At 37.8% G+C, this 15,135-nt stretch carries 14 protein-coding genes and 1 riboswitch; of the genes, 11 read left to right on the forward strand and 3 right to left on the reverse strand.

The window, feature by feature from the left end; all coding sequences use genetic code 11:
- Window positions 1-9: 9 nt before the first annotated feature.
- Window positions 10-720: a lysophospholipid acyltransferase family protein gene (locus ACZ41W_RS01450; protein WP_464313099.1), complete on the forward strand. Its 711-nt coding sequence runs from the start codon at window positions 10-12 to the stop codon at window positions 718-720.
- Here the strand turns inward: ACZ41W_RS01450 and ACZ41W_RS01455 are convergent.
- The 3 genes from ACZ41W_RS01455 to ACZ41W_RS01465 are packed head-to-tail and all read right to left on the reverse strand — an operon-like array spanning window position 695 to window position 2,081.
- Window positions 695-1,252 carry a hemerythrin domain-containing protein gene (locus tag ACZ41W_RS01455; RefSeq protein WP_464313100.1) on the reverse strand — a complete coding sequence of 186 codons (558 nt, stop codon included), beginning with the start codon at window positions 1,250-1,252 and terminating at the stop codon, window positions 695-697. The genes ACZ41W_RS01450 and ACZ41W_RS01455 overlap by 26 nt on opposite strands.
- Window positions 1,249-1,878, reverse strand: a complete 630-nt coding sequence (locus tag ACZ41W_RS01460) for a hypothetical protein (RefSeq protein ID WP_464313101.1) — start codon at window positions 1,876-1,878, stop codon at window positions 1,249-1,251. The genes ACZ41W_RS01455 and ACZ41W_RS01460 overlap by 4 nt, the downstream gene beginning before the upstream one ends.
- Before the next feature lie 11 nt (window positions 1,879-1,889).
- The gene (locus tag ACZ41W_RS01465) at window positions 1,890-2,081 is read right to left on the reverse strand and encodes a DUF1858 domain-containing protein (protein ID WP_464313102.1); all 192 of its coding nucleotides are present in this window, start codon (window positions 2,079-2,081) and stop codon (window positions 1,890-1,892) included.
- Window positions 2,082-2,282: 201 nt separating this feature from the next.
- Here ACZ41W_RS01465 and ACZ41W_RS01470 point away from each other — a divergent pair, with 201 nt between their 5' ends.
- From ACZ41W_RS01470 to ACZ41W_RS01515, 10 genes are all read left to right on the forward strand, one after another.
- Entirely contained in the window at window positions 2,283-3,581 is a 1,299-nt protein-coding gene (locus ACZ41W_RS01470; protein WP_464313103.1) for an amidohydrolase, read from the forward strand.
- A 40-nt stretch (window positions 3,582-3,621) separates the two neighbouring features.
- Window positions 3,622-4,653, forward strand: a complete 1,032-nt coding sequence (gene mtnA / locus ACZ41W_RS01475) for an S-methyl-5-thioribose-1-phosphate isomerase (RefSeq protein ID WP_464313104.1) — start codon at window positions 3,622-3,624, stop codon at window positions 4,651-4,653.
- A gap of 56 nt (window positions 4,654-4,709) precedes the next feature.
- Window positions 4,710-5,498 carry an S-methyl-5'-thioinosine phosphorylase gene (locus ACZ41W_RS01480; protein ID WP_464313105.1) on the forward strand — a complete coding sequence of 263 codons (789 nt, stop codon included), beginning with the start codon at window positions 4,710-4,712 and terminating at the stop codon, window positions 5,496-5,498.
- Window positions 5,499-5,539: 41 nt separating this feature from the next.
- The gene (locus tag ACZ41W_RS01485) at window positions 5,540-6,193 is read left to right on the forward strand and encodes a class II aldolase/adducin family protein (RefSeq protein ID WP_464313106.1); all 654 of its coding nucleotides are present in this window, start codon (window positions 5,540-5,542) and stop codon (window positions 6,191-6,193) included.
- Between the two features lie 425 nt (window positions 6,194-6,618).
- Entirely contained in the window at window positions 6,619-8,361 is a 1,743-nt protein-coding gene (locus tag ACZ41W_RS01490; RefSeq protein WP_464313107.1) for an ABC transporter ATP-binding protein, read from the forward strand.
- A gap of 42 nt (window positions 8,362-8,403) precedes the next feature.
- Entirely contained in the window at window positions 8,404-10,263 is a 1,860-nt protein-coding gene (locus tag ACZ41W_RS01495) for an ABC transporter ATP-binding protein (protein WP_464313108.1), read from the forward strand.
- Window positions 10,264-10,354: 91 nt separating this feature from the next.
- Window positions 10,355-10,463: riboswitch (SAM riboswitch) on the forward strand.
- A 98-nt stretch (window positions 10,464-10,561) separates the two neighbouring features.
- The gene (gene metF / locus ACZ41W_RS01500; protein ID WP_464313109.1) at window positions 10,562-11,464 is read left to right on the forward strand and encodes a methylenetetrahydrofolate reductase [NAD(P)H]; all 903 of its coding nucleotides are present in this window, start codon (window positions 10,562-10,564) and stop codon (window positions 11,462-11,464) included.
- A 19-nt stretch (window positions 11,465-11,483) separates the two neighbouring features.
- A complete protein-coding gene (locus ACZ41W_RS01505; protein ID WP_464313110.1) occupies window positions 11,484-12,215 on the forward strand; it encodes a hypothetical protein in 732 nt (243 codons plus the stop codon).
- Complete coding sequence (locus tag ACZ41W_RS01510; RefSeq protein WP_464313111.1) at window positions 12,208-14,679, forward strand: homocysteine S-methyltransferase family protein; 2,472 nt, start codon at window positions 12,208-12,210, stop codon at window positions 14,677-14,679. The genes ACZ41W_RS01505 and ACZ41W_RS01510 overlap by 8 nt, the downstream gene beginning before the upstream one ends.
- 132 nt (window positions 14,680-14,811) lie before the next feature.
- Entirely contained in the window at window positions 14,812-15,063 is a 252-nt protein-coding gene (locus tag ACZ41W_RS01515; RefSeq protein WP_464313112.1) for a PspC domain-containing protein, read from the forward strand.
- Window positions 15,064-15,135: the final 72 nt, after the last annotated feature.

Raw genomic sequence — 15,135 nt, forward strand, 5'->3', positions numbered from 1 at the left:
GGAGGCAAAATGTTAAGAACAATTGTATGGTTTCTCTTTTTCTGGATTAAATTAGTCCTATATATTCCAGCCTATTTTAAAGCAAAAAAAATTACCAATTTAGAGGAAAGAAGCATTTACGCTGATCAAAAAGCGAGAGAATGGATGGGAGCATTATTAAAACTTGCTGGGTGTAAAACCACTGTGATTGGTGCGGATAAAATACCTAAAGATCGTGCGGTTTTATATGTGTGTAACCACCAAAGTAATTTTGATATTCCACTGATGATTACTCAACTTCCCGGTAAAAAAGGATTTGTCGCTAAAATTGAGACTTTAAAACTTCCGATGATTCGTGATTGGATGCGTTATATGAATTGTGTTTTTATGGATCGCGATGATATCAGACAACAAGTAAAAACCATTACAGAAGGTGTCAATATTTTAAAATCAGGACATTCCATGGTAATCTTTCCCGAAGGTACACGAAGTCACGATGGATCGTTAGGAGAGTTCAAACCAGGTGGGATGAAGCTCGCAACGAAATCAGGTGCAATGATTGTGCCTGTTACAATCAATCGCTCAATGGATTTAATGAAAAAAGGCTCGTTTAAAATTAAACCAGCCCATGTCACCATTATTGTTTCAGATCCAATTGAAATAACCGATGAGATGAATCGTGAAACCGTTAAACTTTCTGAAGAGGTAAAAGCGATTATTCAGCAATCTTTGGATATTTAATTTGTAATTGTTCAAGAATATTCAAATAATGTTGCGAAGTTACAGCTTCATGTTCATATTGGATAAAAGCGGTTTCAATAGATTGAAGAGTTTCTTGACTAAAGTGTTTTTCTGCAAAAGGATAGACTACACGATCTTCTTTATCAATATGACGTTGTAAAAGATGTGTATATCCAATTGCGTGGGCAATAATATCCAGCTTAGATGACTCATGACCTTCACAAAACCGCCTGATACTTTCTTCTAAATTTTGAATAAAAAGTCTTCCAAGATCATGTTCAACGAGCATGCCATGTGTGACGAGCTTCTCGGCAGCAGGTCCTAATTCATCTACCATTCGATTAAAAAAGAGGTGTTCTTCTTTGCCATGGTGATGTGCATCTGCATATTGACGTACGAAATCAATCATAAGTTTAAAATCTTCTGGAACAAAGAGTTGATTTATCATAAGTTGATAACATGCTGAGCGCATTACGTTCAGCATGTTTTTTATATGTCGATGTTCCTCTACCATTAAATCGATACTGATCATAATGAGCTCCTTAAAAATGAATAAGTCGTTGGATTGACAGCCTTATATTCAAAAGAACCAGAATGAGTCGCAAATGCATGAAGCCAATGGTGGCGTAGGTGATAGAATATGTGGATGTCTGCATTAACTGCATCCCATAAAGGCTGATGAACACATTGGTTACGCTGCCATGTCACAGCACTATCGTCGGATTCTAAAAGAGCGTTCACGCGATCACAAGGCATACCATCTAAGAGATAATCATTCATCGTCTTAAATAAATCTGAAGGCGAATGGATCTGAGTGGCAACAGCTGTAATCGCTTGTTTGCCATTTTCATAATAAAGTGCTTCTAATGATTGAAGATGAGTCCAATTGTTGACTAATCCTTGATTAATTGTTGAAGCGATTCTTTTTTCGAGACTTTCTATTTTCATTTGTAACCACCCATGAATATTGGTTAGTTCTACAATTTCTTCAAGTGGGTTTGTTTCTGGCGCACCATATAGTTGATTGAGCTCAGTTGTGAATGTTACTTTTTCGCTTTCACTGATATTAAAAGATTGAACGATTTGTTCGAGAAGTGTCTCGTGCCAAAGCACTTTGTTGTATAACCAATGGTGGATAGGGCCTAAAAATGCACTCATTTGAGTCCTCCTTAAATGTTTTGGTTTAATGTGTCAATTAATTCGTCTAAATTGAGACCGTGTACGTGAGCCGCTTCCTCTAAACTTTCTGCTTGTGCAGATGGACAGCCAACGCATCCCATTCCAAATTGATATAGAATTTCAACCGATTTAGGATAAGTTCTAACAATTTCGCCTATTTTCATTTCTTTTAAGATTGCCATATTCATTCTCCTTATGTTTTGTATTTTATAAACTGAGTTTACCAGATGAATCCGGTTGATTCCGTAACATGTGTAACAAAAATTGCGCATACGAAGGTTGATTTCACATTTGCAATTAAAGTATAATGAAAGATAAGCAAATAATTGAATCGATATCATATAAATGGAGATAAATGACTGAATGAGGAGTGGGGATTTAAGATGAGACTATTAATTTCAAATGTCAATATCCTGACCATGAGAAGTATTGAAGAAGGCGTTTTTAAAGGTTCGATATGTATTGAAGATGATCGAATTTTTGCCTTGGGAGAGGTTCCTGAGAATTTTGTCGCTGATCAAATCATAGATGGATCGAATCATTTAGCGATGCCAGGATTGATTAATGCACACACGCATATGGGAATGTCTTTATTCAGAAATTATGCGGATGATATGCCATTGATGGAATGGTTAAACAATAAAATTTGGCCAATTGAAGCCAATTTAACCGCTGAGGATGTTTATTATGGGTCACTCTTAAGTATGATTGAACTTATCAGGTCTGGATGTACGACGTTTAGAGATATGTATTTCTTTATGGAAGACGTAGCCAGAGCAACTGAATTAAGTGGATTGCGTGCAAATCTTGGTCTTGGAATGGTTGGTGTAGCAGATCCAGATGAAAAACGATTTGGTGAAGTCAGAGCGTTATATGACAAGTGGCACAATCAATCTAACGGACGTATTCGAATTGAAGTGGCACCACATGCACCTTATACGTGTTCAGATGATTATTTAGTAAAGTCAACTGCACTTGCTAAAGAATTGAATACACCTCTTCATATTCACTTATCAGAAAGTATATTTGAAGTGAATCAGTCATTGGAACAGCATGGTGAAACGCCAATTGAACATATGAATGCATTGGGCGTCTTGGATGCACAGGTAAGCGGCGCACATTGCGTGCATTTGAAATCCTGCGATTTTCCGATCCTCAAGGAAAAACAAGTTAGTGTATTGTATAATCCGTCGAGTAATTTAAAGCTTGGAAATGGATTTGCACCCATTACAAGATTAGTTGCAGAAGGCATCAACGTTGCATTGGGAACAGATGGCGCATCGTCCAATAATAATGTGAATATGTTGGAAGAACTTCATTTGGGCGCACTAGTGAACAAGGGAGTTGAAGCGAATCCTACGGTTTTACCTGCGTATAAGATGTTGGAAATTGCGACGATTAATGGCGCTAAAGCATTGGGGATTGATGCTTATACTGGAACGATAGAGACGGGTAAAAAGGCGGATATCATTCTATTTGATTTAAATAAACCTCATCTTACACCTGTTCATGATTTAGTGGCAATGGTCGTGTATTCTGCGAGTGCTTCAGATGTGAGTCATGTCATCTGTAATGGTGAAATTCTGATGGAGTCATATCAAATCAAAACCATTCCCGAACGAGAAATCCTTCAAAAAGTACAGATGTTATCTTCAAAATTAATAGAAAGAACGCAAAAATAATAGAGAGAACGCAAAAATAAATTAAAGTGGGGAAACTTAAATGAGTTCGTTTAAAGCAGTTGAATATGTAAATGGGGCACTCGTATTAATTGATCAAAGAATTTTACTAAATGAAAAAGCATATGTAACTTGTCAGACGCTTGATGATGTGATATTTGCAATAAAAGATATGATTGTTAGAGGCGCGCCAGCAATTGGTGCAACTGCCGGTTATGGCATGCTTATTGCTGCAAATGAGTTAGGAGCGAATTTAACCCTTGAAGCAATGAAAGAAGTCAAAAGAAAATTGGATGCAAGTAGACCCACTGCTGTCAATTTAATGTGGGCGACAGAAAGAATTGTTTGTGCCGTAGCTTTATTAGAGAGTGCGGATTCTGAAGCAATGAGAACTTGTATTGAATGTGAAGCACATGCTATTTTCGAGGAAGATGCCATTAGTTGCAAAGCAATGGCAGAGCATGGAAATACACTGATTATGTATGGCGATACTATTTTAACGCATTGTAATACGGGGGCATTGGCAACAGTTGCATATGGAACGGCACTGGGAGTTATTCGAGAAGCTCATGCTTCAGGTAAAAATATAAAAGTGTATGCAGATGAAACAAGACCAAGACTTCAAGGCGCAAAACTGACTGCGTGGGAACTCAAAGAAGAAGGGATTCCAGCGACACTTATTCCAGATAGCGTTGCAGCCACTTTGATTCGAGATGGAAAAATCAATCGCATTATAGTGGGTGCAGATCGAATCGCTAGTAATGGTGATACAGCTAATAAAATTGGAACGTTTATGTTATCTGCTCTTGCAAAAGTGTATCAAGTACCATTTTATATCGCTGCACCGACGACGACTATTGATTTTAATATGGCAACGGGTGCTGAAATTGAGATTGAAGAACGCGATGCTGAGGAAGTGACTCATATAAATGGTATTCGTATCGCGCCTGAGGGAATGCCAGTATATAATCCTGCCTTTGATGTGACGCCAAATGAAAATATCACGGCGATTATCACTGAAAAGGGCGTAGTATTTCCCCCTTATTGCGAAAATATTCCGAAGCTAAAAATCTAGTATCTTATGAGCGACTAATATCTTACGATGAATAAAAACAAATTTGGAGCGGAAGTATGAGAAAGGCAATTATTGGAGGAACAGGCGTTTATAGCGCTTTTGAACATGCGAGACGCGAAGTGATTGAAACTGAATATGGCAAAGTGGCAGTTGATCTTGTGGAAATTCAAGGTGTTGATTTTGTGTTCCTTGCACGTCATGGAAGCGCTCATCAAACGCCCCCGCATAAGATTAATTATCGAGCAAATATGAAGGCGTTACAAATTTTAGGTGTTGATGAAATATATGCCACCTGTGCTGTTGGTTCGTTAAATGACCAATTTGAGCCAGGACAGGTTGTATTAATACACGATTTTTTAGATTTTACTAAAGGGAGAGTTCAGACGTATTATGAAGGAGACGATGGACAGGTTGCGCATGTTGAAATGACATCTCCTTACTGCAATAAACTACGTAATTATTTTCTCAATGCGGTGTGCAATTATAAAATTGATTATCGCGGATCAGGTGTTTATGTATGTACTGAAGGACCTAGATTTGAAACTGCAGCTGAAATTAAATTTTATCAAATGATTGGTGGCGATGTCGTTGGGATGACCAATGTTCCTGAATGTGTACTTGCAAAAGAATTGGGGATGTGTTATTCTGCCATAGGTGTCATTACCAATTGGTGTACAGGCATCGAAGGAAAGGCCATTACAGGCCACCAAATTAGTGAGGCAATGGAGTTGAACAAATCGGAGTTAACCAAAATGTTTGTGGATATATTTATCCAGAATGCCAAAGCATCCACAGACATGAATGCGTCAAACTGCAATTGTCAAAACGCACTGCTGAGATTATAGTCATTTGTTCGAGAGTATTCGAACAACATATGGAGGAAATTATGTCATTAAAACATCAAATGGCGCGTAAAGAAATTATTGATGCAGGCGTGATGATTTTGAAATCCGCGTTGGTTATTGGCACATGGGGAAACATCAGTGTACGAATTCCAGGTGAAGATTTAGTAGCGATTACGCCATCTGGAGTAGATTATGAAAAATTATTACCAGAAAATATTCCAATTGTAGATTTAGAGGGGAACTTAATCGATGGAAATATGAAACCATCTATTGAGTTACCACTGCATCTTGAAATTTATAAAAATAGAGACGATATTCATGCAATTGTCCATACGCATTCAGTACATTGCACTGCGCTTGCAATTGCAAGAAAACCAATTCCAGCGACATGCGAAGATATGGTTCAAATCGTCGGAGGAAATGTTCGCGTTTCAGATTATCGTTTACCGGGTTCAGTTGATTTGGGTAAAGTGGTTGTTGACGCGTTGAGAGATCGTTATGCGGTTTTAATGGCAAATCACGGGATGCTTGCAGCAGGTCCGACGCTAAAAGAAACGATGAAAATCGCGTTTATCTGTGAAAAATCCGCTCAAGCGACTCTGCTTGCAGCAAATGTGGGTGGCGCAGTTGAATTGAGTCCAGAAGATTGTGCTGTTATGAGGGATTTCTACCTCAATAAATACGGTCAAAAATAGTCGAAAAATTCATTTTGTATTACAATTAGATGACAAGTGTAAAAAAAAGTTGACCATACTGGTTGAATAGAGTATTCTGTTTTTAGGCAATACTTCGATTATCGAAGTTCACACTATTTTTAAGAAAAGGAGGTTATAAACATGAGCAAAGTTAGAGTATTTGGTTTACAATTCGCATCAGTCAACGCACAAGTGAACGCTATCGCTGTGTCTAATTTTAAGTTTATAGCCTGCGGAAATCATTTTAATTAGTTTGATACACATCAATTAATCAATTTGACCACAGGCAAATGTCTGTGGTTTTTTATTTTTATCAGGGGAATAGACTCTCGGAGTCTGACGTCCATCCATCTGAAAAAAACCACGCTTGCGTGGTTTTTTTATTTAGAAAAACACAGACGATTTTAAAGGAGGTAGTTTTAGAAATGAAGAGTATATTTAAGTATTTGAAGGGATATCGATTGGCTTTTTCACTCGCGATTCTTTCAATCATCATCGCAACTGCTGCACAACTCGCTACGCCAATTTTAATTAAATTCGCTGTGGATTCTGTTGTTGGTGAAGAACCAGCTGGTAGTTTACAATTTATTATTGACTTATTTGGTAAAAATTTACTAAGTGTCGTTTGGATCATCGTTGCAATTAGTTTTATTAGAGGGTTATTTCTATTTTTTAAAGGCGTACTTTCCAGTTATGCTGCAGAAAACATCGCACAAAATATCAGAAATTCACTGTATAAGCAGATTCAATATATGACGTATGAGCAACACACTAAAAAAGAAACCGGTGACATGATTCAGCGTTGTACATCAGATGTTGAAACGGTTCGAAGATTTCTCGGCGTGCAAATTGTCGACTTAGGACGCATTATCTTTATGATTGTTTTATCTGTAGGAATTATGTTGTCTTTAAATGCGAAATTGACGCTATATGCAGTTGTATTAATTCCTGTTCTGTTCTTCTTTTCGTATATATTTTTTACGAAAGTTCAATCAACTTTTACTAAAGTGGATGAAGCAGAAGGCAAGTTAACAACAGTGCTTCAAGAAAATTTATCAGGTGTTCGTGTGGTAAGAGCTTTTGGTAGAGAAAAATACGAGATTGATAAATTTGAAGAAGTTAACAGTGGTCATAGCAATAAAAATTATAGATTGATTGAAATTCTCGCCACTTTTTGGTCTTCGTCAGATTTACTGACACTGTTTCAAAGTGGAATTGTGTTGGTGGTTGGTTCAAGAATGGTCATTACCGGCGAAGTAACCATTGGTACTTTGATGGCGTTTATCACTTATGAATCGATGCTCCTATGGCCAGTTAAGCAGTCCGGAAGACTTCTGAGTGAGTTTGGTAAGACAACGGTTGCAATCGGTAGGATCAATGAAATTATGAATGAAATCATAGAAGAAGAGTTACCAGATGAAATTGAACCTGACATTCAAGGTGCAATTAAATTCGAACATGTTAACTTCGCTTATCCAGATGGAAAAGTTGCCCTTAAGGATATTAGCTTTACACTTGAAAAAGGTAAAACTTTGGGGATTTTAGGATCGACAGGTTCTGGTAAATCGACGATGGTGCATTTGTTACAAAGACTTTATGAGTACGAAGGTAGCATTCAAATTGATGGGCATGAACTTAAAACCATTAAAAAGTCTTGGATTAGACGTAAAATTGGTTTGATTCTACAAGAACCGTATTTGTATGCAAAAACAGTCAAAGAAAATATCGGAATTATCGATAGAAAGTATGATGAACAAGATATTATAGGTGCAGCACGTATGGCATCGATTCATGATAACATTATTGAGTTTAAAGATGGGTATGAAACCATTATTGGCGAAAAAGGTGTGTCATTATCAGGTGGTCAAAAACAACGTGTTGCAATATCAAGAACTATTATTGATGCGGACAAGCGCATTTTGGTATTTGATGATTCTTTAAGTGCGGTGGATACTGAAACCGATATGAGAATTCGACGTGCACTAAAAAAACGTAGCAAAGATATTACAACATTAATTATTAGCCATAGAATTACAACTTTGGCAGAAGCAGATTTGATTTTAGTTATGGATGAGGGAAAAATCATTCAAATTGGGACACATGACGAATTGCACAAACAAGAAGGCTTATATAAACGAATTTGGGATTTACAAAAAATGGTTATATAAAACTCTAAAGTTTGAATCGTTCAAATTTAAGGAGGGATTTTCGTGGAAAATACAAAAGAAATGAAATTGAAATACGATAAGACCATTTGGAAACAGATGTTTGTGTATTTCAGAAGTTTTAAGAAAGATTTTTTAATTTTATGTACGTATATGATTTCACTTGCAGCACTGGATGTTCTATTTCCACTTGTGACACAGTATGCGATTGATCATTACGTTGAACCAAGAAACTTAGATGGACTTTGGTTTGTAGGCGTTGCGTATTTCATTTTGACATGTTTACTTGGATTAGATGTTTTCTTATTTATACGTCACGCAGGTAAAATTGAGATGAAAATGCTCTATAAAATGCGCAAAGACAGTTTTGAAAAATTACAGAAGTTGTCATTTAGTTATTATGATAAAAATGCAGTAGGTTGGATGATCGCAAGGACGACATCTGATTCAACCAAAATCTCTGAAACTCTTGCATGGGGGCTTGTTGACCTCGTTTGGGGAATTGCCATGATGGCAGGTGTTTCAGTGGTAATGTTAGTTGTTAACTGGAAACTGGCAGTTGTGACATTAGTAACATTGCCGCTCCTTGCATTTATCAGCGTGTTCTTTGAGAAGAAAATGCTCGTTTCTTACCGAAATGTTCGCAAAATCAACTCAAAGATTACAGGGTTATACAATGATGGCATCGTAGGCGCAAAAACGACGAAGACGCTTGTAAGAGAAGAACTCAATCGCGAAGAGTTTGGAGAGGTTACTCGAGATATGAAACGTACTTCTGTCAGAGCGGGTACACTTTCTGCAGGGTACATGCCAATGGCGTTATTTATTTCGGCGATTGGGACTGTACTGACATTATACTTTGGAAGTAAGTTTGTCATGAATTCAGTGATTACTTATGGGACATTGATGCTCTTCATTACCTATGCACGTCAATTCTTTGATCCAGTTTTAGAACTATCTAGAATTTATACAGAGATGATCAGCGCACAAGCAGCAGCGGAAAGAGTGATGTCGCTCATCAACGAGCCAGAAGAGATTACGGAAAGTGATTTTGTACAAAAAATTTATGGGGATCATTACCATTTAAAGACTGAAAACTGGGAATCTATCTATGGTGAAGTAGAGTTTAAAAATGTCGACTTCTGGTATAAAGAAGGCGAGTATATTTTAAAAGACTTTAACTTAAAAGTAAGAAAAGGTCAAACCGTTGCTTTAGTTGGAGAGACGGGCTCGGGTAAGAGTACTATTGTCAATTTGGCGTGTCGTTTCTATGAGCCGACAGCTGGCCAAATCCTCATTGATGGAAAAGATTATAAAGAACGTTCGCAAAGCTGGTTGCATTCTAATATAGGTTACGTACTACAAGCGCCACATCTATTTAGTGGAACCATTCGCGAGAACATTCGATACGGTAAACTGGATGCAACAGATGATGAAATTGTTGAAGCAGCGATTACAGTCAATGCACATGATTTTATTATGAAACTTGAAAAAGGATATGATACTGAAGTTGGTGAAAGTGGAGCAATGTTATCAACTGGTGAGAAACAACTGATTTCATTCGCAAGAGCAATTATTGCGAAACCGAGTTTATTCTTCCTCGATGAAGCAACTTCATCCATTGATACGGAAACTGAAGCAAAAATTCAACATGCTATTGATCGCGTACTTTCGAATCGAACGAGCTTTATCATTGCACACCGTCTGTCGACAATTCGCAATGCGGATGTTATCTTAGTCATTGAAAAAGGTCAGGTAATCGAAAAAGGCAATCACGCAGAACTGATGAATAGACGTGGGCATTACTATGAACTCTACTCGAATCAGTTTATTGAAGAAGGTGAAATGGAAATTCTCAATAAAAAAGAATCTTCTAAATCCTCTAGTGAACGTGTAAGTGCATAAAAAATTTAGTTGAAGGTATTGCATCTTAAAAAAAATTGTGCTAACATATCAACAATCGTTCTAGTGAATGATACAATACAATTGAATAAATTCCTTATCCAGAGAGGCCGAGAGACCAGGCTCCATGACGCCCAGCAACCTGCATCCCATTTGATGCAAGGTGCCAATTCCTGCATTTCGTAAGAAATGAAAGATGAGAGAGTGAAAGATCTTATAAACGTCGCTTTCCCAAGCGACGTTTTTTTGAACGTTAAATTCGCTCTTTGGAAAGGTAAATCATTCAAAAAAGGAGTACTTGATGAAAATTAGCCATTTATTTGGTCAAAGCCGACCGGTTCTATCTTTTGAAATTTTTCCGCCCAAGCGCGAAGGTGATGTGAAAAGTCTGTATCGGACGATCGATGAACTCGCACTCTTAAGTCCAGATTATATCAGTGTGACATATGGCGCAGCTGGAACTGAACGCCAGATGAATACAGTGGAAATTGCTGCGAAGATTAAAAACGATTATCAAATCGAAGCACTTGCGCATCTAACCAGTGTAAATGCTTCAAAATCAGATATTCAAGCTATTTTAAAACAGTTTGAAGCTAAAAACCTCGAGAATATTTTAGCATTGCGAGGAGATATTCAACCAGAACTCAATGCATCTAAAGGTGATTTTTTATATGCATCCGATTTGATTGCGTATATCAAAAGTATTGGGGATTTTGGCATTGGAGCAGCTTGTTATCCAGAAGGGCATATTGAAGCGAGAAGCCTTACAACTGACTTGATTCACTTAAAAGAAAAAGTGACATGTGGTGTGGATTTTTTGGTGACGCAATTATTTTTTGACAACTCAAAGTACACGTCTTTCGAACATGAAGCGAGAAGTTTGGACATCAATGTGCCGATAACGGTGGGAATCATGCCGGCTCTAAACAAAGTTCAAATTGAGCGAATGGTTCAGCTAAGTGGTGCGACATTACCGGATAAATTTAAACGCATTTTAAACAAGTACGAAAATCATCCTGAAGCATTAAAGGATGCGGGAATCTCATATGCATGTGATCAAATCGTGGAACTGCTTTCAAATGGTGTTGATGGGATTCACTTATATGTGATGAATAAGCCTGAAGTTGCAAAGAGGATTGTCCAAAATTTAGGTTCCATTTTAAAATTAACGACATCTGATACGTGCCAATTGGTACAAAAATAGATCGATTGTGGCGGTGAATATGAGAACGATTCAATTGAATGCTCATGAATCTATCAAAGAGATGATTCAACCTTATATTTCCAGTGAAACGATTCTAAGGTACCTTCATTTTAAAGGGGATTCTGCAAATGAAGAACAACTGGCGTTTATTCAAACAGGTGTACGTGAATGCTTAAAGCGTGCAAATTTTAAACACCAGATCGTTAAATGTGATATATCAATCAAAGAGGATGAACTTACACTACTAAGTTCAGAAGGAGTGGCGGTAGATTCTATTGTTTCCAGTGATTTAGCGAGGACAATTACTCCATCAGATAGCCTTTACATGGTCGCAGTTACGATTGGAAAAGACATTTCACAGTGGATACAAGCACAAATGCATTTGTCGCCATCTGTTGGCGTTGTTGCAGATGCATGCGCATCCGTTATTGTAGATGCCTATTGTGATTGGTGTCAAGATCAAATTGCGACTGTCTCACGTGAAAATGGACGTTATACAAGTCAAAGATATAGTCCCGGGTATGGAGATTTGAAGTTATCCGCTCAAAAGATCCTTGGGGAATATTTAGGACTGGAAAAAAGTATGGGTGTCTTCATAACGAATGCTTATCAGCTCGTTCCTGAAAAATCTGTGATATTTGTCATGGGAGAATCAGAGGTTCCAATCAACAGCGTTGTCAGAACTTGTGGCAATGACTGTAGTCAGTGTCTATTAAAAACATGTCATTATCGGAGGATTCATCATGAATAGAGAATATTTTCAATCCATCATTACGAAACAAAATCTAGTATTTGACGGTGCAATGGGGACGGCGCTACAGGAACAACATTTGCCACCTGGAGTCGCTCCTGAAACATATAATCACACACATCCTGAGGTGATACAAAAGATTCATCTCAATTATTTAATGTCGGGTTGTGATGTGATCACGACCAATACATTTGGTGCAAATGCTCTGAAAGTAAGCAATGTTTCTGAAACCATAGAACAAGCGATAAACATTGCAAAAAGTGCAAGAAAGATGTACTACGAACGCTTTGGAGAGGTGCAACCGAGATATATTGCACTAGATATTGGTCCCTTAGGTGCCTTGTTAAAACCTTCAGGGTCGTTGTCGTTTGACGATGCGTATGAACTGTTTAAAGAACAGGTCATCGCAGGCGTTGAAGCCGGATGTGATTTTATTTTAATTGAAACGATTACTGATCTTTACGAAGCAAAATGTGCCGTTTTAGCTGCAGTTGAGCATTCAAATGTCCCCGTTCTGTGTACCATGAGTTTCGAATCGTCTGGGCGAACATTTCTTGGGACGGATGTCATCAGCATGGTGACGACTCTTGAAGGTTTGGGTGTAAGTGCCATTGGATTTAATTGCTCTTTTGGAGCGCAGGAAATGATTCCTTTAATTGAAGTTGCTGTCAAGGAAACGCGTCTGCCTTTAATGGTTCAGCCCAATGCAGGACTTCCGCAGTTGATTCATTCGGTGACTGTTTTTGACAAAAATTATGAAAAGTTTGAATCAGCAGTTCAAACGTATTTGACACTTGGCGTTTCCTTACTAGGTGGATGTTGCGGAACTGATGCGGAACATATAAAACTCATTCGCAAGCTAGTGGAAACATTTGATGTTGAAAAACGCGTGAAGCAATTTAAGCCGAAAACGAGAATCTGCTCATATGCACAAACCGTTACGATTGGTGAAGACATTACGGTTATTGGTGAGCGTCTCAATCCAACTGGAAAAAAACTCCTCAAAGAGGCGTTACTCAACGAAAATGATGACTATGTGATTAGAGAAGCATTGATTCAAGTGGAACAAGGCGCTGCAATTTTAGATCTCAATGTGGGCGTTCCGGGAATTAACGAAGCTGAAGTGATGACGCGCTTGATGCAATCCATTCAAAGTATTTCTTCTGTTCCTCTTCAATTGGATTCTTCAAGTGTGACGTGTTTAGAACAAGCAGTCAGGTATTACAATGGAAAACCCTTGATAAATTCAGTCAATGGAAAAAGAGAGTCGCTAGAGGCCATCTTGCCAATTGCAAAGAAATACGGTGCTTGTGTGTTAGGACTGACGCTTGATGATGATGGCATTCCACCTACCGCAGAAGGGCGTGTTCAAATCGCAAGACGCATTATTGACGATGCAGAAAAATTGGGAATTCCAAGAGAAAATATTCTCATTGATTGTTTGGCTTTGACTGCGAGCGCGCAACAGGCTGAAGTTTTCGAATCATTAAAGGCCATAGAACGCGTGACGAAAGAACTCGGTGTTCAGACGGTGCTTGGCGTTAGTAATGTATCCTTCGGTCTTCCACAACGTTCTATTATCAATTTAGCGTATTTAACTATGGCTTTGTATGCAGGGTTAAAAGCACCTATTATCAATCCTGACAATAGTGAAATGATGGCTGCAATAGCGGCTTACGAAGTGTTGAGTTATCAAGATGTCAATGCGACAAAGTATATTGAAAAATATGCAATAAATGATAAAAAAACTGTAAATGCAGATCAATCGATTCAAACCGGTCAAACTCTTCAAACCAGTCAAACTCTTCAAATCGGTCAAACAGCATCAGATACTCTTTTAACACAACTTGAAACTGCAATTGAAAAAGGGTTAAAAATGGAAGCCGTGACTTTGACGCGTGAAGCATTATCGCAAATTGAACCCCTTGAAATTGTGGAAAAAATCATTATTCCGAGTTTAAATAAAGTCGGTCTCCAATATGAGGCTGGACGTTTGTTTTTACCTCAATTGATACAGTCGGCAGAAACTGTTCAAAATATGTTTGTTATTATTAAAGAAGCGATGAGTCAATCTGGACAAGCGACCTTAAATCGGGGGAAAATCCTATTGGCAACGGTTAAAAACGACATTCATGACATCGGAAAAAATATCGTTAAAGTCGTATTAGAGAATTATGGATATCAAATATATGATTTGGGAAAAGACGTTGCACCTGAACGTATTTTAGAGGTTTGTCAAAAAAATGATATTCATTTGGTCGGATTGAGTGCGCTTATGACGACGACAGTTGTTTCCATGCAAGAAACTGTTGAATTACTGAAATCCAGTTTAGATCGAGTGACGGTTGTTGTAGGAGGTGCTGTATTATCTGAAGAAGTTTGCCAGTCAATCGGCGCAGATGCATATGCCAAAGATGCAAGTGATATGATTCGTATAGCAGAAACATTTTTTGCTAAAGAGTGAATATCGATAGGCGAATCAAAAGTTAGGATATGATTAGAATCGGTTTAGAATCCGCTAGAATACTTGATTTGTTCTTCTAGTTGTCCTATATTGAATATATAGAGCGGTTATGCAAATTAGGAGGAACGATAGATGAAAAAATTATGTAAAATCGAAAAAGAAGGAAAGATTTCTGGTGTATGTGCAGGTTTAGCGAGATATTTTAATATAGACGTTACACTGATTCGTATCATCTGGTTGTTGGCGGTGTTTTTAGGAATTGGCTCACCTATATTAATTTACATCATTATGGCGATTGTGATGCCAGAATATGATCCTAACGAAGTGGATTTTGAAGAAGTCGATGAAAGAGACGAATATGACACAGAAGATCGATACAAATAAGTAAATAAGAATAAGTAAATGAAATTCAATTACGCACCTATGTTTTGAAAAACAGAACATAGGTGCGTTTTT

Source organism: Fusibacter fontis (genome assembly GCF_055378735.1).

Coding starts and splice junctions, on each gene's coding strand:
- ACZ41W_RS01485 (WP_464313106.1), top strand. CDS start 5,540: ATGTCATTAAAACATCAAATGGCGCGTAAAGAAATTATTGATGCAGGC.
- ACZ41W_RS01510 (WP_464313111.1), top strand. CDS start 12,208: ATGAATAGAGAATATTTTCAATCCATCATTACGAAACAAAATCTAGTA.
- ACZ41W_RS01505 (WP_464313110.1), top strand. CDS start 11,484: ATGAGAACGATTCAATTGAATGCTCATGAATCTATCAAAGAGATGATT.
- metF (WP_464313109.1), top strand. CDS start 10,562: ATGAAAATTAGCCATTTATTTGGTCAAAGCCGACCGGTTCTATCTTTT.
- ACZ41W_RS01480 (WP_464313105.1), top strand. CDS start 4,710: ATGAGAAAGGCAATTATTGGAGGAACAGGCGTTTATAGCGCTTTTGAA.
- ACZ41W_RS01470 (WP_464313103.1), top strand. CDS start 2,283: ATGAGACTATTAATTTCAAATGTCAATATCCTGACCATGAGAAGTATT.
- ACZ41W_RS01490 (WP_464313107.1), top strand. CDS start 6,619: ATGAAGAGTATATTTAAGTATTTGAAGGGATATCGATTGGCTTTTTCA.
- mtnA (WP_464313104.1), top strand. CDS start 3,622: ATGAGTTCGTTTAAAGCAGTTGAATATGTAAATGGGGCACTCGTATTA.
- ACZ41W_RS01465 (WP_464313102.1), bottom strand. CDS start 2,081: ATGGCAATCTTAAAAGAAATGAAAATAGGCGAAATTGTTAGAACTTAT.
- ACZ41W_RS01460 (WP_464313101.1), bottom strand. CDS start 1,878: ATGAGTGCATTTTTAGGCCCTATCCACCATTGGTTATACAACAAAGTG.
- ACZ41W_RS01450 (WP_464313099.1), top strand. CDS start 10: ATGTTAAGAACAATTGTATGGTTTCTCTTTTTCTGGATTAAATTAGTC.
- ACZ41W_RS01515 (WP_464313112.1), top strand. CDS start 14,812: ATGAAAAAATTATGTAAAATCGAAAAAGAAGGAAAGATTTCTGGTGTA.
- ACZ41W_RS01455 (WP_464313100.1), bottom strand. CDS start 1,252: ATGATCAGTATCGATTTAATGGTAGAGGAACATCGACATATAAAAAAC.